This is a genomic window from Candidatus Hydrothermales bacterium, from assembly GCA_039630235.1.
In the GTDB taxonomy this organism is placed as follows: domain Bacteria; phylum Hydrothermota; class Hydrothermia; order Hydrothermales; family JAJRUZ01; genus JBCNVI01.
Genome location: JBCNVI010000001.1, coordinates 173,922 through 190,544, shown reverse-complemented (window position 1 = coordinate 190,544; position 16,623 = coordinate 173,922). Strand labels below are relative to the sequence as shown.

At 33.8% G+C, this 16,623-nt stretch carries 14 protein-coding genes and 1 pseudogene; 14 read left to right on the top strand and 1 reads right to left on the bottom strand.

The features are described 5' to 3' along the window. Positions 1–22 precede the first annotated feature (22 nt). From grpE to ABDH49_00815, 12 genes and pseudogenes are all read left to right on the top strand, one after another. On the top strand, positions 23–589 hold the full coding sequence (gene grpE / locus ABDH49_00870; protein MEN3045531.1) for a nucleotide exchange factor GrpE: 567 nt from the start codon (positions 23–25) through the stop codon (positions 587–589). Next, positions 582–2,528 (top strand): annotated as a pseudogene (gene dnaK / locus ABDH49_00865) (molecular chaperone DnaK). Before grpE ends, dnaK begins: the two are co-directional and overlap by 8 nt. A gap of 9 nt (positions 2,529–2,537) precedes the next feature. After that, a complete protein-coding gene (dnaJ, locus tag ABDH49_00860; GenBank protein ID MEN3045530.1) occupies positions 2,538–3,674 on the top strand; it encodes a molecular chaperone DnaJ in 1,137 nt (378 codons plus the stop codon). Continuing rightward, positions 3,674–4,399 (top strand): RsmE family RNA methyltransferase, encoded by a 726-nt coding sequence (locus ABDH49_00855; protein MEN3045529.1) that lies wholly within the window; start codon positions 3,674–3,676, stop codon positions 4,397–4,399. The genes dnaJ and ABDH49_00855 overlap by 1 nt, the downstream gene beginning before the upstream one ends. After that, the gene (locus ABDH49_00850; GenBank protein MEN3045528.1) at positions 4,400–4,738 is read left to right on the top strand and encodes a histidine triad nucleotide-binding protein; all 339 of its coding nucleotides are present in this window, start codon (positions 4,400–4,402) and stop codon (positions 4,736–4,738) included. Positions 4,739–4,781: 43 nt separating this feature from the next. Continuing rightward, on the top strand, positions 4,782–4,991 hold the full coding sequence (gene rpsU / locus ABDH49_00845) for a 30S ribosomal protein S21 (GenBank protein MEN3045527.1): 210 nt from the start codon (positions 4,782–4,784) through the stop codon (positions 4,989–4,991). 4 nt (positions 4,992–4,995) lie between these two features. Further along, on the top strand, positions 4,996–7,173 hold the full coding sequence (locus ABDH49_00840; GenBank protein ID MEN3045526.1) for a Smr/MutS family protein: 2,178 nt from the start codon (positions 4,996–4,998) through the stop codon (positions 7,171–7,173). Next, positions 7,170–8,822 (top strand): DNA primase, encoded by a 1,653-nt coding sequence (gene dnaG, locus ABDH49_00835; protein MEN3045525.1) that lies wholly within the window; start codon positions 7,170–7,172, stop codon positions 8,820–8,822. Before ABDH49_00840 ends, dnaG begins: the two co-directional genes overlap by 4 nt. Positions 8,823–8,841: 19 nt before the next feature. Further along, on the top strand, positions 8,842–10,509 hold the full coding sequence (locus ABDH49_00830; GenBank protein ID MEN3045524.1) for a sigma-70 family RNA polymerase sigma factor: 1,668 nt from the start codon (positions 8,842–8,844) through the stop codon (positions 10,507–10,509). 768 nt (positions 10,510–11,277) lie between these two features. Then, positions 11,278–12,969, top strand: coding sequence for an AMP-binding protein (locus ABDH49_00825; GenBank protein ID MEN3045523.1), 1,692 nt, complete (start codon positions 11,278–11,280; stop codon positions 12,967–12,969). Then, positions 12,959–13,591 carry an OmpA family protein gene (locus ABDH49_00820; GenBank protein ID MEN3045522.1) on the top strand — a complete coding sequence of 211 codons (633 nt, stop codon included), beginning with the start codon at positions 12,959–12,961 and terminating at the stop codon, positions 13,589–13,591. The genes ABDH49_00825 and ABDH49_00820 overlap by 11 nt, the downstream gene beginning before the upstream one ends. Positions 13,592–13,594: 3 nt before the next feature. Next, positions 13,595–14,230: a site-2 protease family protein gene (locus ABDH49_00815; GenBank protein MEN3045521.1), complete on the top strand. Its 636-nt coding sequence runs from the start codon at positions 13,595–13,597 to the stop codon at positions 14,228–14,230. A gap of 159 nt (positions 14,231–14,389) precedes the next feature. On the opposite strand, the gene rsmG is transcribed toward ABDH49_00815, so the two are convergent. After that, positions 14,390–14,941, bottom strand: coding sequence for a 16S rRNA (guanine(527)-N(7))-methyltransferase RsmG (rsmG, locus tag ABDH49_00810; GenBank protein ID MEN3045520.1), 552 nt, complete (start codon positions 14,939–14,941; stop codon positions 14,390–14,392). A gap of 52 nt (positions 14,942–14,993) precedes the next feature. On the opposite strand from rsmG, the gene ABDH49_00805 reads away from it, so the two are divergent. Then, on the top strand, positions 14,994–15,917 hold the full coding sequence (locus ABDH49_00805) for an isoaspartyl peptidase/L-asparaginase family protein (protein MEN3045519.1): 924 nt from the start codon (positions 14,994–14,996) through the stop codon (positions 15,915–15,917). A 245-nt stretch (positions 15,918–16,162) separates the two neighbouring features. Beyond that, positions 16,163–16,381 carry a hypothetical protein gene (locus ABDH49_00800; protein MEN3045518.1) on the top strand — a complete coding sequence of 73 codons (219 nt, stop codon included), beginning with the start codon at positions 16,163–16,165 and terminating at the stop codon, positions 16,379–16,381. Positions 16,382–16,623: the final 242 nt, after the last annotated feature.

Genomic DNA, 16,623 nt, shown 5'->3' with positions numbered 1-16,623 from the left:
ACTTTAACAGTATTTAAATATAATGGAAAAAAAGGAGTGGGTTAGAAGAATAAAGGAGGAGCTATTGGCTACTCATAAGGAGGCGGAGGAGTTTAAGGAGCTTTATACGCGGTTGGTGCTAGATTTCAACAAATTTAAAAAAAGGAAAGAAGAAGAATTCAAGGAAGCAAAAATAGAGGGGAAAAAAGAATTAATCAAGAAATTTTTTAATGCAATTGATAATCTGGGGAGGGCACTTGAGGTGATGAATGAAAATAAATCTGATGCTGAAAGCCTTTATAAGGGAGTGGAAATGATTTATAAACAATTTCTTACATTACTAAAAGAAGAAGGAGGGGAAATAGTAGAACCTAAAGAGGGAGACGACTTTGATCCCGAAATTCACGAAGCAATTGACTTAGTTGAAGTCTGTGATGAAAAACTTAATAAGAAAGTTATAAAAAGTGTTCAAAGGGGTTTTAAATATATGGGTAAATCAATTAGCCCAGCAAGAGTTATCGTAGGAGTTTTTAAGGAGGGTAAGAAAGAATCGGGTTCAATCCCCAACGAGGAGGGGAACGTAAAGGAGGAGGAAACTAATTATGCCTAAAGCTGTAGGCATAGACCTTGGAACAACTAACTCCTGCATCGCTATTATGGAAGGAAATGAACCAAAAGTAATTCCTACAATAAGGAAGGCGGAAGAGTAACTCCATCTGTTGTTTCTTTTAGAGAAACTGGAGAAATCATTGTAGGAAGTATAGCAAAAAGACAGGCCATTGTGAATGCAGAAAATACCGTTTATTCAATAAAAAGATTTATGGGAAGAAGATACGATGAAGTCTTAGAGGAGATAAGAAGAGTTCCATACGAAGTTGTAAGAGGACCTCACGATGACGCAAGAGTTAAAATTAGAGAAAAAATTTATTCACCCCCGGAGATATCGGCTTTTATTTTAAGATATTTAAAAGAAAGCGCGGAGGATTACCTGGGCGAAAAGATCACTCAAGCAGTTATAACAGTCCCAGCCTACTTTAACGATGCTCAAAGACAAGCTACAAAAGACGCAGGTAGAATTGCAGGACTTGAGGTTCTAAGAATTATTAACGAACCAACAGCTGCCGCCCTTGCCTATGGTCTTGATAAAAGGAAAGATATAAGAATTGCCGTCTTTGACCTTGGAGGAGGCACCTTTGATATTTCAATCCTTGAACTTTCTGAAGAAGGCGTTTTTGAGGTAAAGTCAACAAACGGAGATACTCACCTTGGAGGTGATGACTTTGATCAAAGAATAATTGATTGGCTAGTAGAAGAATTTTTAAAAGAAGAAGGAATAGACCTAAGGAAAGATAGATCCGCAATGCAAAGACTCAAAGAGGCAGCTGAAAAGGCTAAAATCGAACTTTCAACAATGATGTCTACTACTATTTCACTACCTTTTATTCATGGTCCGAAACACCTTGAAAGAGAGCTAACAAGAGCAAGACTAGAAGCAATGGTAAGAGATCTTATTGATAGAACTATTGAAATATGTAAGAGAGCTCTCCAAGACGCAAAACTAAGACCTTCAGATATAGATGAGGTAATTCTTGTAGGTGGTATGACAAGAATGCCTGCTGTTCAAGATGTCAGTAAAAAGCTTCTTTGGCAAAGAACCCCATAAGGGAGTTAACCCCGATGAAGTGGTCGCAGTTGGAGCCTCTATTCAAGCTGCAGTTTTGGCAGGTGAAATCAAAAGAGATATAGTGCTTTTGGATGTAACGCCCCTATCTTTGGGAGTCGAAACCTTAGGAGGGGTTATGACAGTCATAATCCCAAGAAATACCACTATTCCCGTTAGAAAATCGGAAATATTCACAACCGCCCAAGATAATCAAACAGCCGTCACCATCCATGTTTTGCAGGGTGAAAGACCTATGGCTGCTGATAATAGATCTCTTGCACGATTCGAACTATACGGTATTCCTCCTGCTCCAAGAGGTGTCCCCCAGATTGAAGTTACCTTTGAAATAGATGCTGACGGAATTTTACATGTTTCAGCTAAGGACCTTGCTACTGGGAAGGAACAAAAAATAAGAGTTCACTCTTCATCCGGTTTAACTGAAGAAGAAATTCAAAGGATGATAAAAGAGGCACAAATGTACGCAGAAGAGGATAGAAAGAGAAAAGAACTTGTTGATACAAAAAATCAAGCCGACTCATTTATCTATACCATAGAAAAATCTCTTAGGGATTTAGGGGATAAGATTCAACCAGATAAAAAGTCGAAAGTTTTAGAAAAATTAAATGTACTCAGAGAGGCTCTAAGAAAAGATGATGCCTCTTACATAAAGGATAAAATGAGGGAGTTGCAGGAGGCTTGGTATCAAGCAACTGAAGAGATATACCAGCGTGGTGGTGTAAGATCTGATTTTACTTCAGGAGCAAGTGGTTTTGGAGGAAGAGAAGGAGGAAAGGAAAGAAAGTCTTCCGAAGAGAAAGTTGAAGAAAAGAAAGAGGGTAAGGGAAAAGAAAAAACCGTTGACGCAGATTATGAGGTTATAGAATAAAAGTATTAGATGGCAAAGAAGGATTACTATGAGATTTTGGGAGTAAGTAGGGATGCAACTCAGGAGGAAATAAAAAAGGCCTATAAGAGACTAGCTTTAAAGTATCATCCGGATAGGAATCCTACAAACAAAGAAGAGGCAGCAAAGAAATTTATGGAAATTTCTGAGGCTTATGAAGTTTTAAGTGATCCTAAAAAGAGAGAGATTTATGATAGGTACGGACACGAGGGACTAAAGGGAGCCGGTGTATTTAGAGAGGGAGACTTTACATGGAGAGATTTTTCTCACTTTGAAGATCTTGAGGATATTTTCGGTGATATAGGAAGAATTTTTGAGGAGTTCGGATTTGGGAGGTCCTTTTTTGACTTTATCTTTGAACCTAGGGGGGAAAGGACAAGACAAAGGGAAGAGTTTTTTTCACAGCGCGGTGAGGATTTAAGAATAAGAATACCGTTAAAACTTGAAGAGATTGATACAGGAGTAACTAAAAAGGTTGCTATTAAAAGATACGTAAGATGCGAAGCCTGTGGGGGGTTAGGTTCCAAGTCGAGATCTTATGCTACATGTAATACATGTCGCGGCTCAGGTTTCATAAGAGAAGAAAGAAGAACCTTTTTTGGTCACTTTGTTACTCAATCAACCTGTCCAACCTGTCGTGGCTCTGGAAAAGTTTTAAAAGATAAATGTGAAATCTGTGGTGGAACCGGTAGAGTACTCAAAGATGAAAAGATAAAAATAAATATACCAAAGGGAGTAGAAGATGGAAATATTTTGAGATTAAGGGGAATGGGTAATGCAGGAATAAGAGGTGGAGAATTTGGTGATCTAGTTGTAGTTATTGAGGAGATTAAAAGTGAAACTTTTGAAAGACATGGTAAAGATTTAAAAACAAAAGTTAAAGTCCCCTATCCCATTTTAGTTTTAGGAGGGGAAATTTACGTTGATTCCCTAAATGGAAAGAAAGTAAAGATACATATACCAGCCGGAACACAAACAGGACAGGTTTTTAAAGTAAAAGGACACGGAATAAGTGACCTAAACGGCCAAAAGGGCGATCTCTACGTAGAAGTTGACGTTTATATACCAAAAGAGGTCTCTAAAGAAGAACGAGAAATTTTGAAAAAGTTACTAGAAATAAAAAAATAATGGATATAAGATACTTTTATGTTCCCAAAAAGGACATAAAAAATGATAGAGTATATATTTTTGGGCAGGAGTATATACATCTTCATAAAGTTTTGAGGAAAAGGCAGGGTGATGTGATAAAGGTAGTAAATGGGGAGGGGGATGAGTATACAGTTGTGCTTTTAAAAACTGAGGATGGATATGCAGAAGGCAAAATTATTGAGAAAAGAAGAAAACCAAACGAGATCCCTTTTGATCTTGCCTTTGCCTGTGGTGTTTTAAAAGGAGAGCGGATGGATATTCTTATAGAAAAAGGCACAGAACTAGGTGTTACAAGGTTTTTCCCACTTTTAACAGAAAGAACAGTTGTAGATCCAAGTGAAAACAAAGTTTTAAGGTGGAATAAAATAGCAATTTCCGCTATGAAACAATCAAAAAGAAGTGTTTTACCTATTGTAGAAAAACCAGTTAGCTTGTCTGAGTTTGGTAATTTAGTTAGTGATTATGATTTAAAAATTTTATTAAATGAGAGGGTAAAGACAAGACCCGAAATTAAAGAAGATAATTTTAGAAAAGTTGTAATAGTTGCAGGACCAGAGGGTTCTTTTACACAAGATGAGATAGATTTTCTAAAAGGAATTGGATTTAATGAGTGGAATTTAGGCCTTAGAACCTTAAGGACAGAAACAGCACTCCTTTTTGCCGGTATGGTTTTTTTATATTTATCAGAAAGGAGGGGCCAATAAATGGAATGTATATTTTGCAAAATTGTGAATAAAGAAATTGAATCAAAAATAGTTTATGAGGATGAAAACTGTTTAGCCTTTGAAGATATAAATCCTCAGGCACCTACACATATTCTGGTTGTTCCCAAAAAGCACATAAGTTCTCTCAGGGAAATTAGTGCTGGCGATAAAAATTTAATAGGACATATATTGTATGTAATAAGTAGAATAGCTCTTGAAAAAAAGCTGGAAAGAGGCTATAGGGTTGTGGTGAATGATGGAAAAGATGCAGGTCAAAGTATTTTTCACCTTCACTTTCATTTGCTTGGAGGGAGAATTTTAGGATGGCCTCCCGGATAAAGGGTTCAACTCCCAATTTGACTTTAAAAGGAGGCATAAGTTTATGACAGGCGTAAAACTAAGAGAGGGAGAAAGCTTTGAAGACTTACTAAAAAGATTTAAAAAAGTTCTAAATAGAGATAAAATCATGGATGACCTTAAAAGATTAGAACATTATGAAAAACCATCTGAAAGAAAAAGAAGAGAGTTAGCAACAGCAAGGAGAAGAGCCCTAAGAAGACTAAGACAATTACAAGAAAAACTAAAAAAGTAAACTTTTGGAAAAGATCTTAAATTTTATTTCTCAGTTTATACAAACAGAAGAGGGTAAAAGATATTTATATGAGCTTAAGGAAGAGCAAGAAATAGATAAGATTAGAGAGAGATACGAGAACTATAAAAAATATAACGAACTCCTTAGAAAAAAAACTTTTTCTATCCCTGAGTTTAAAAAGTATGACACCTCCCTCTCAATTTCAAAGTATTTTGTCAGTTTTAGAGACTATTTACGAAGAATTATTGAAATAAGAAGAGAAATAACAAGCATCAAACAGGATGCGGATTACTTTCTACCAATAAATGAGTCTATCTTGTCTTTATACCAGCGACTTGAGCTTACCTTCGATGATGAAGGAAACATAAAAGATTCTGCATCATCAGCTCTCCAGAGTATAAGGGAAAAAAAGAGAAGTCTCTATAGGGAAATAGAAAAGAAGATGAAAATGATTATTGAAGATATCAAAAAAGAAAATGTACTTAGAGATGAGGAGATACACTATAAAGAAGGCAGATTTACTTTATGCCTAAAGGCTTTATTACCAAATACAATACTTGTATCTTATTCAAGAAGTGGAGAAAGTTACTTTGTTGAACCTGATGAAATTGTAAATCTAAACGTTAAGTTCAGACATCTTGAAGAACTTGAAAAAGAAGAGGAAAAAAGAATATTAAATCAAATTTTTCTGATTTATAACGATTTAAAAAATGAGATAGACGAGCTTGTAAGCTTTGTTACACAATTAGACTATTTTCAGGCTATTTACTTATTTGCAAATAGAATCTCAGGAGAAATACCTCAATTTGGAAAAGAAAGAAAATTTAGACTAGTTCACTGTTATCATCCACTTTTAAAAGTTATCTTAGATAAAAAATGTGTTTCCTACAATATAGAATTTGGCGAAGAGAAGGAAGTTTTACTTGTAACAGGTCCTAATGGAGGAGGAAAGACTACTTTTCTTGAGGCTATACACCTACTTATAAGAATGATAAAAAGGGGAATACCTGTTCCAGCCTCCTCTTTAAGTTACTTTTATATCCCTGACAAAATTTTTATGGCCGGTTTTGAAGAAAGAAGTAAAATTGAAGAGGGCTTTTCTAGCTTTACACTCTATCTTGAAGAAATAAAAAATTCAATAAATGATCCTTCACAACATAAGCTTGTTCTTCTTGATGAGTTTATGGGGAATACTGATCCAGAAGAGGGTGGAAATTTAGGAGTAGGTATACTAAGAGATTTAAGAGACAGAAAAATAAAAACTTTATGTGCGACCCACAATGACAAAATTAAAGCCTACCTAAGAGATGAAAAGGGAATATTAATATCTGCCTTTACCCTTGATCTTGATACTTTAAAACCCACGTATAAAATTGAGGTGATGAAAATCTCTCCCAGCTTTGCAACTTTTGTGGCAAGAAAATGCGGTTTACCTGAGTCAATTTTCCAAAAAATGCCTCAATCTCAAGAATTAATAGATAAAATTTATATGCTAAAAAGCGAAATCGAAAGAGAAAGGGAAGAACTAAATAAAGAAAAGGAAAAACTTAGAAAGGAAAAAGAAAAAATTGAACAGGAATATAAGAGAGAGCTAAAGAAAAAGATAGAGGAGTTTAGCGAAGAGATAAGAAAAATACTTAAGGAGTTTGAAGTAAAGAAAGAAAAGAAAATTTTAAAGGAGGCAATTAAAAAAATAGAAGAAAAAAAGGAGGAGTTAGAAGCAGAAAAAGTTGAATTAGAATCTCTTAAAATAGGCGAAATCTATTCCTTAAGGGGTAGCTCTAGCTACGGTAAACTTATAGACTTAAAGGGAGATAGGGCACTACTCGAAATTGGTGGCAAAAAAGTTGAAGTACCAATAAATTTTCTAAGAGAAAAAAAGGAAGAACCTAAAGAGGAAAAAGCTAGAGTAGATTCCTATACATTTCCTTTACCTCCGAGAGTTTTGTCAATAAGAGGGATGACCAAAGAAGAAGCTGAGGAGATTTTAGAGAGGTTCTTATATGATGCAAGAGCTGCTGGATATAACGAAGTGAGGGTAGTTCACGGAGAAGGAAAAGGCATCTTGAAAAAGCTCGTTTTTGATGTTATTAAAAATATGGATTTTATTGAAGAATTTTACCACCCCTCATGGAATGAGGGAGGAGAAGGGGTGACGGTAATCAGGTTTAGGAAATTATGAGTATTTATAATCAGATAATTTCAGCAATTTCTCCGATTGAAGTAGCTAAAAGATATTTAAATTTTAAAAAAGTTGGCAGGGGTTATCAAGCTATATGTCCCTTTCATCCTGATAGAAAGCCATCACTTTCATTTGATTCTGAAAGAGGTCTTTTTTACTGTTTTGGATGTGGAAAATCCGGAAATCTAATTCATCTTATCTCGGAAATGGAGGGAATATCAAAGTTCGAGGCACTAAAGAATCTTGCAAAAGAAGCTGGAATTGAATTGAAAGGAGAATCTTTAAGTGAAGATAAAGAAAATGAGAGGCTTTTTGAAGTTATAGAATTTGCTTTAGTTGAATACGAGAGAGTTTTATTTGAAAGTATAGGAGAGAAGGCGAGGAATTACTTAGAGTCTAGGGGTTTTAAATTGAGTACAATAAGAAGATTTAGAATTGGGTATGCACCCCCTGAAGGTGAATTTATAATTAAAAAGGCAAGAGAAAAGGGAATAAACCCATCACTTCTTCTTGAAGCTGGCCTTATAACAGGTTCACAGGGAGTTATAAGGGACTTTTTTAGAGATAGAATTATTTTCCCAATTTTTAATATTTCCTCTAGGTGTGTCGCCTTTGGGGGTAGAGCCTTTGATGGGGAGCCAAAATATTTAAATTCTCCTGAGTCTAAAATTTTTAAAAAAAACAAAAATCTTTATGGTATAGATATTGCAAAAAATGGAGCAAAAAAAGAAAATACAATTATACTGGTTGAAGGTTATACTGATGTTATGAGAATGGTAGAGAATGGATTTGAAAATACAGTGGCTCCTCTTGGAACTGCCTTTTCAATAGAACAAGCCCTGTTAATTAAAAAATTTGCAGATATCATTATAGTGCTTTATGATGGAGATGATGCAGGTAGAAATAGTAGAAAAAGGATTTTGCCCTTTTTACTTCAAGCAGGCTTAAAAGTAAAAATATCTGAACTTCCTCAAGATGAAGATCCTGATTCATTTTTAAGAAAAAAAAGTAAAGAAGATATGGATAAAGTAATAGCTAGCTCCAAAGATTTTCTGGATGCTCTCTTTCCCGAAACTCCCCTTTCAGACACTTACGCTCGGAGTGCTCTACTAACTGATTTAATAAACTTTATATCTCTTATACCTAATGACATTGAAAAAGAATTGTTCATTAGAAAATTATCTGAAAAATTCTTAATTTCACCAGATTATATAAAAAAGAAGCTAGAATCAATTTCTTCAAAGGAGGAAAAGGAAGTTGAGAGTACTGCTTTATCTTCAGAATTTACTCTTTTTGGGATTATCGCTTTTTTTAACAAGTTCAATAAAGAAGAATTAGAAAATAGAGGTATAGATCATAGGGTTTTTAGAAGTGAAATTTTAAGAGGATTAACGCTAAGGATACTTAATGGTGAAACCTTTGAGGATGTTCTCTTTGATTTGAAAGAGAATGAGAGAAAAAAAATACTGGAATCAATTTTTAAATCAAGGGAGAAGTATGTTTCTTTTAGTAAGCAAGGAGAAGAAAATCTATTATATGAGCAGGCCTTTGAAAAACTTAAAAATAGGATGGATAAGATATTAAAGAAAGAAAAGATTTTCAAGGAGTGGAAAGAGATTAGAAGTAGTATCGGTTCAAATCCTGGGTAAATAGTGTGGGAGGAGAAAAATGCCAAGAAGAAGTGTAAAGAAAAATAAAAAAGAAATTAAGGAAATAGATCCAAGAGAAATTGAACAAGCCTTAGTTCAGAGTGTTATAGATAAGGTTATGAAAAAAGCTAAAAAGTATAAGCAAATAAGACAAGAGGATTTAAACGAATTAACAGTGAATTTGCCTCCAAGTCTTGTTGATGAGGTTATGGAGGCCTTGTTTGTTGAAGGAATAGAGATAGTGGAGGATGAGGAGAAAAGAAAAGATAGAGAGATTGAAGAATATGAAATTAGAGTAAAAGATGATCCTGTTAAAACGTACTTAAAGCAAATATCAGGACTAAGGCTTTTGACAAAGGAGGAAGAGGTAGCCTTTTCCAAGATGATTCATGATGCCAAGGAGAAGATGAAAGAGATACTTTTTAGTACAGATTTTGGATTAAAAAGATTCGTTTATTTTTTGAAGAAAATAAAAGACCTTGAATTGCAACCTGAGGAAATTTTAGAAGTAGATTCAAGTTATTGGACAAATAAGCTAGTTAATAGAAAGGAAAAAAGGAGAGTTAAAAAGGGTATTGAAGAATTTCTCGAGTTTTATAGTAAGGTTTTTGAGGAGAAAAAAAAGATTTTAAGGACTTTAACTGAGAAAGAGACTAAGCAACTTAAAAAGTTATTTTCAAAAATTGTTCCTAAATTTCCCTATGTTTATGAGAATATAGAAAGGCTATATGAAGAAATAAAGACACTTGAGAATCTAACTACAGAATATAGAAGAATGAAAGAGGAACTTAAAAATAAAGAAAAAGACGGCCATGTCGATACAGAGCTAAGAGAAAATCTGACTCTTTTAAAAAGTTCCATTAAAGAATATGAGAAAAAACTTGGTCTCAGTTTTGATGAACTTATTCACATTAAAGAAGAAATAGAAAAGGCTAAAAGGGATTATAACTATGCAAGAGAGAAAATGGTCGAAGGTAATGTAAGACTTGTTATAGGAACTGCAAAAAAGTTTATGAATAGAGGAATAGAGTTTCTTGATCTTATAGAAGAGGGTAATATTGGTTTATTAAAGGCTGTTGAGAAGTTTGATTATAGAAAAGGTTACAAATTTTCTACTTATGCAACATGGTGGATTAAACAGGCTATAACAAGAGCCATTGCTGACAATTCAAGAACAGTAAGAGTTCCAGTTCATATGATTGAGACTCTTACAAAGATTTCAAAAGCTCAGAAGGACTTCTTGCAAACTTATGGGAGAGAACCCACTGTAAGAGAACTTTCAGATATACTTGGATTACCTGAGGAAAAGATCAAACAAGCTCTGGAAGTTTCTCATCAACCACTTTCTATTGACAAACCTATAGGAAAAGATGAAGATGGTGTGATGGAGGAGATAATAGCAGATCAATTTACAAAGACACCTGCTGAGCTTTCCCGTGAAACCATAATTAAAAAAACTATAGATGAGATTCTCTCTACTCTTACACTTAAAGAACAAAAGATTATTAAACTTAGGTTTGGTTTGGGAGTTCATCCACCTATGACTCTTGAACAAGTAGGTAGAATATTTGGAGTAACAAGGGAAAGGATAAGACAGATTGAAGCTCAAGCACTGAAGAAACTTAGACATCCAAAAAGAGCTGAAAAGTTAAGATCTCTCCTTGAAAAGTTAGAAAGAAGGGATTAAACTTCTCTGAGTAAAATAACAGGCGTTATTATCGCTTTAAATGCTGAAAATACAATAGAAAAAGCAATAGATTCTCTTTATTTTTGTGATGAAATAATAGTTGTTGATGGTGGTTCTGTTGATAAAACTTTAGAAATATTAAAAAAGAAAAATGTTACAATTTTTGAAAGAAAATTTGATAATTTTAAAAATCAGAGAGAGTTTGCCCTCTCAAAGGTAAAAACAGAGTGGGTTATTTTTCTTGACTCAGATGAACAAATTGAAAAAATTCTTGCTCATGAAATTTTAAAAGAAATAGAAAAAAATTCAGCAGATGGCTTTTATTTAATAAGGGCTTCCTACTTTTTAGGAAAATTAATTCGCTTTGGTGGATGGTATCCTGACTACAGCCTACGTGTCTTTAAAAAAAATAAGGCAAAAATTTCAGATAATATAGTTCATGAGAAAATTTTAGTAGATGGAAAGGTTAAAAAAATAAAAAGGGGAAAAATAATACACTTTACTGATCCTGATTTATTCCACTATATTAACAAGTTAAATTACTATACAGAACTTTCAGCAAAAGAACTTTTTAATAAAGGTAAAAAAGCTTCACTTTTAGATTTAACACTTAGACCACTTTATTTTTTTCTTAGGATGTATTTTTTAAGACTTGGTTTTCTTGACGGTTTTCACGGCTTTATTCTTGCAATATGCTCTTCTTTTCATACCTTTATAAAATATGCAAAATTATGGAATTTATCAAATAAATTGAAACATAATTAAAATATGAAAAAGATAGCTGATATTTTTTTAAGGGGGTGTCATATATCTAAAGATAATATGTTTTCGAGAATAAGAAGAGGAGATACTTTCCAGGTTTTTTTATACTCAGAAGCGCTTGAAATGGTTGAATCCATAGGAGGTTATCTCAAATCTAAAGGGTTTAAAAGGGGTGATAGGGCTGCTGTTTTAGGAGAGAATATGCCTGAGTGGGGTATATCTTATCTTGGGATACAATGGGCAGGAGGAGTTTGTGTACCCTTAGATGCAAGAGCTTCTTCATCTGATTGGGAGCATTTCTTAAGACACTCAGAAAGCAAATTCATTTTTGTAAGTAAAAGGTTTGTTGAAGATATTTTAGAAATAAAGGATAAAGTTGAAAGTTTAGTTGAGATCATTTCGTTTCCTGACTCAGATGGAAAGGTGACCTCATTTCAAGATGTGATTTTACATAAAGAAAAGTTAGAGGTTCCTGTAGATAGAGATCCTACAGATTTAGCCGTTATTCTTTACACCTCTGGAACTACTGGAACACCAAAAGGTATTATGCTTTCACATAAAAACATTATCTCTAATATTGAATCAGTTTTAAAAATTTTTGATTTTAACGAAAACGATCATCTTTTCTCTGTTTTACCGATACACCATGTTTTTGAAGGGACATGTGGTTTTCTTGCACCGCTCTATGTAGGAGCGAAAATAACCTATGCTCGATCCTTAAAACCGAGTGAGCTCCTCGAAGACCTAAGGGATACTGAACCAACTGTATTTTTAACAGTACCTCTTCTTCTTGAAAAGTTATATCTTGGGATAATGAAAAACATAAATAGTTTATCTTTGCCTAAGAAAAGTCTTTTTAAGGCTATGTCTTCTTTGTCAAACCTTCTTGATCCTTTAACAGGTAAAAAATCATCTAAGATATTGTTTAAGACCATTAGAGAAAGAATGGGTTTTGGGAAGATAAAGTATATAATTTCAGGAGGAGCGGCTTTACCAACTTGGGTAGGAGTTGGGCTTCAAAGGTTAGGGTTTCCCATATATCAAGGTTATGGACTATCTGAAACTGCTCCCGTTGTTTCGGTTAATCCTCCAAAAGGTAAAAATAAGATTAGCTCTGTTGGCCCCCCAATTCCGGGAGTAGAGGTTAAGATAATTGATCCTGATGAAAATGGTATTGGTGAGATAGCTGTAAAGGGTGACAACGTTATGCTCGGTTATTACAAAGATAAGAAAGCCACAGAAAGAGCTTTTAAAGAAGGATGGTTTTTAACAGGAGATCTTGGATATATTGATAAAGACGGATATATTTACATAACAGGAAGAAAAAAGTCTGTAATAGTGACAAAGGGTGGTAAAAATATCTATCCAGAAGAGATAGAAGAAAAATTGCTTGAGTCTCCTATTATAAAGGAGTGTCTTGTTTTAGCTAAAATTCATCCTAAGACTAAAACAGAAATTCTACATGCTATAATATATCCGGATTATGAGGAAATAGATAATAGGGCAAAGCAAATGAATGTTGATGTTACGGAAGACCTATTAAATGATTGGATTGGAAAGGAAATAGAAGAGGTGAATAAAAAGCTAGCTGATTATAAAAGGATAAGGTCTTTTTCTTTAAGGGATGAAGAGTTTCCAAAGACTACTACTCAGAAAATAAAGCGTTATCTGTTTGAGGAGGGAGGAATTGAAATTTAGGAACATTTTAATTTTTATGTTATTTGTTTTTCTTATTACTTTGCCGGTTATAGGATACTTTTTTATAGTTTTACCGCAGCAACTTCTTATAAGAGATTTAAAAAAAGAAAATGAAATCTTAGCCTTAAAACTTTCGAGAGAATTTGAAGGTTTAAACTTAACAAGAAAAGATACTATAGCCTTTAATTTACCTCTTCCAATTTTAAAGGCAAAGGAGGAACTTTCAAAGGACTTTAGTGTTGAGACAAAGTTTAATTTTCTAAAGATTTTAGTATTTACTGATGATATTTTTTTGCCAGGGGGTTACACTCTTTCAAAGGATGGAGAAAAAAGGTTACTAAGAATCAGTGAGATTTTGAAGGAGATTTCTTACAAAGAGATAGAGTTACAGGTACATACAGACAATGAGCCTATAAAAACTAAAAAGGATCTATTTCCTACAAATTGGGAGTTATCGGCAAGAAGGGGGACTGAAGTGGTTAGGTTTTTAATTGCAAAGGGTGATGTTCCACCCGAAAGAATTTATGTTTCTGCCTTTGGGTCCTCTCGTCCTTTGAGTAATGAGAATTCTGAGGAAGGGAAAAAGAAAAACAGGAGACTTGAGATTTTAGTAAAATTTTAATATATGGATAGTTTAGTTAGCTTAATTATTTTTTTGCCTGGGATTTTATTAGCTCTTACGGTTCATGAATTTTCTCATGCTTTAGTGGCTGATAGGTTAGGAGATCCTACACCACGAAGTACTGGGAGATTAACCTTAAATCCGATACCACATATAGATCCTATAGGTTTTATACTGCTTTTTTTAATTCATATAGGATGGGCAAAGCCAGTTCCGGTTAATCCTTATTATTTTCGTGATCCTGAAAAAGATTTTGCAAAAGTTGCTTTAGCAGGACCGCTCTCAAATTTAATTTTGGCTGTTTTTATCTCTTTCATATTAAAATTTTTCCCCGATACTTCACAAAATTTATTTATCTATTTCTTTTATAAAATCTTGCTTTCCACTTATATAATAAATTTAATTCTTGCTTTTTTTAATCTGATACCTATCCCACCGCTTGATGGTTCAAGAATTTTGTCGATTTTTTTGCCCTTTGAGTGGAAGTTAAGATATAGAATACTTGAGCCCTATGGAGTTTTAATTTTAACTTCTTTAATAGTTTTTTCGTCACTTTTAGGAATTCCCTTAATTGAGTCGTTTGTCTTTTTACCGGCCCGACTTGTCTCCTTTTTATTGATGGGTTCTTCACCCCTTTAATACCTAAGGTGCTCTAAGTGCTCTAAGGCCTTGAAGTAAGTTTTCTCTCTTTATTCTTTCGGCAGCAAGTGAAGATAAGAGGAAACGTCGCCTATTTTAATTTAAATGGTTTTCGTTAAGGCAGGTTTCTCAGGGTTCGGTGGAGCTTTTTTCTCTTTCTTAAATTTCTATTATCCCTATTTTTATTCTTTTGTTTGTTAGCCTATTTGTAAAGACTTTATATGCATATTTTTCCTCTTGGTAGGGCAAAATTGGGTAAAAGTAGCCTTTAAATCTTTTCTTTTTTAATATTTTTAGAATTTTCTCATATCCAGCACCTCTTGAAACGAATTCAAATTCTTCATTTTCATCAAAATCTTCTAAATCACAGTCATAAATTCTTACATTTTTTAAATTTAGTTCTCTTTTTACCTTTCTTAAAAATTCTGCCTTCTTTTTATTTCTCTCAATCAGATAAAAATCGCAACCTTTCTTGACAATTGCCAGTATGATCCCAGGAAAGCCAGCACCTGAACCGATATCTACTATTTTCTTCCCCCTTATGATATCAAGATAGAAAAGAGATTCTGTTATGTGTTTCTTATAAATATTCTCCAAATCTTTTCTACTAATTAAATTTATTCTTTCATTTACCTCTTTCAGTATTTTGACGTATTTTTCAATTTTCTCTTTAATCTCTTTGTCCTTTAGAACTTCACTATAGTTTTCCATTTATAAATTTTCCTATAATTTTTTTGAGTAATCAAAAGGAGGTAATTTAAAGATGAAAAATTTTGGAATAATAGTGCATGGTGGTGCTGGTAAGCATATAGATAAAATTAAAGCAAGGGAGGGAGTGAAAATTGCCTGTGAAAGGGGTTTTGAAGTTTTAAAAAATGGGGGGAGTGCAGTTGATGCCGTTTGTGCTGCAATTGTAGAGATGGAGAATAATCCGTATTTTAATGCTGGATTTGGTGCTGCTCTTACGGCAACTGGTAATGTTGAGCTTGATGCATCTATAATGGAGGGAAAAAGTTTAAAATTTGGAGCCGTTGCTGCAATAAGTAACTTTAAAAACCCTATACTTATAGCGCGAAAAATTATGGAAAAAACAGATCATGTGTTACTAGTTGGCAAGGGAGCTGAAGAGTTTGCTCTTCTTGAGGGTTTCAAAAAAGAAAATTTAATTAGTGAAGAAAAATTAAAACTCTACTATGAATTTCTGGAAAAAGAGAAAAAGGAGTTTAAGAAAGAGATGTCTAAGACTTGGGAATGGATAAGAGAAAAGTATGGTGTTTTTGGTGGGAGTACTGTTGGTGCCTGTGCTGTAGATGAAAGTGGTAATATTGTTGCGGGTACCTCAACTGGAGGGATTTTTTTTAAGCTTGATGGGAGAGTAGGTGATACTCCCTGTCCTGGTTGTGGGACTTATGCCAATTCAGTTTGTGCAGCTTCTGCTACTGGTTTAGGGGAAGCGATAATGAGGGTTATTTTAGCAAAGTTTATTTGTGATAGAGTTAGTGAGGGACTACCTCCGAGTGAGGCTTGTTTAAGAGGGATAGAGATTCTTGAGAAATATACCGGGGGGAAGGCGGGTGTGATTGCAATAAGTATAAATTTAGAATTTGGTTATTACACGAATACTGAGACAATGCCGGTTGCCTTTATAAGAAATGGTTATGATGAGGTGAAAATAGCGGGTATATGATTAAATTAAAAACAGATTAAAAAATTTTTAATTTTTTGTTTATTTTTCAATTTGAGTTTGAGAAAGTAGTATACATTTTGCAACTATTTTTTTAAATCTATTTTTAGGGCGAAAAGTTTTATTCTTTTTAAATAAGGCTTAAGAGAGATTAGGCTGCTTTTGTATTTACATAATGTTTTATCCATCTAATTGAATTTTTAGCTAAATTCTTTTATTATTTCAGTATAGAGACTGCTTTAAGTTTAGTGGGAGTTGGTGTTACGTTGCTTGCGGGTGCGGTAGGGTATATGGCTTGGAGGAATGGAAAAATTATAAGAGAAAGCACCATTATGATGCTTCAAAAAATTGATGAGGGATTTAGGAGAATGGATGAAGGATTTAGGCTTATCGCGCTTTTTATTCTTGCAGAAACAAAGGAAGAAAAAAGAGAACTTGCCAAGAGGATTCTTGGTGAGAAAGCATAAGTTATAAGTGTCTTCAATTGTGTGCTTATTTTAGGTTCAAGAGTTTATTTATTATTACTCATCCACAACCTAATTATTAACTCTCAATCTTGTTTTCTTTAGCTAATTTTACAATTTGCCACAAGTAAAGTAGGGCAAAAATTGAAATGTGCACACGTGAAACGATATTATTCATTTATTTGAAAGGGGGCTTGGTATGAAAGTTTTTACGAAAGCTCTCGTTGTAGGAGTAATTGTTATAG

What these genes read in the sequence shown, in the direction of transcription:
- grpE (MEN3045531.1), top strand. Translation starts at nt 23, where the DNA reads ATGGAAAAAAAGGAGTGGGTTAGAAGAATAAAGGAGGAGCTATTGGCT.
- ABDH49_00850 (MEN3045528.1), top strand. Translation starts at nt 4,400, where the DNA reads ATGGAATGTATATTTTGCAAAATTGTGAATAAAGAAATTGAATCAAAA.
- ABDH49_00830 (MEN3045524.1), top strand. Translation starts at nt 8,842, where the DNA reads ATGCCAAGAAGAAGTGTAAAGAAAAATAAAAAAGAAATTAAGGAAATA.
- ABDH49_00855 (MEN3045529.1), top strand. Translation starts at nt 3,674, where the DNA reads ATGGATATAAGATACTTTTATGTTCCCAAAAAGGACATAAAAAATGAT.
- dnaG (MEN3045525.1), top strand. Translation starts at nt 7,170, where the DNA reads ATGAGTATTTATAATCAGATAATTTCAGCAATTTCTCCGATTGAAGTA.
- ABDH49_00805 (MEN3045519.1), top strand. Translation starts at nt 14,994, where the DNA reads ATGAAAAATTTTGGAATAATAGTGCATGGTGGTGCTGGTAAGCATATA.
- ABDH49_00825 (MEN3045523.1), top strand. Translation starts at nt 11,278, where the DNA reads ATGAAAAAGATAGCTGATATTTTTTTAAGGGGGTGTCATATATCTAAA.
- rsmG (MEN3045520.1), bottom strand. Translation starts at nt 14,941, where the DNA reads ATGGAAAACTATAGTGAAGTTCTAAAGGACAAAGAGATTAAAGAGAAA.
- ABDH49_00815 (MEN3045521.1), top strand. Translation starts at nt 13,595, where the DNA reads ATGGATAGTTTAGTTAGCTTAATTATTTTTTTGCCTGGGATTTTATTA.
- rpsU (MEN3045527.1), top strand. Translation starts at nt 4,782, where the DNA reads ATGACAGGCGTAAAACTAAGAGAGGGAGAAAGCTTTGAAGACTTACTA.
- dnaJ (MEN3045530.1), top strand. Translation starts at nt 2,538, where the DNA reads ATGGCAAAGAAGGATTACTATGAGATTTTGGGAGTAAGTAGGGATGCA.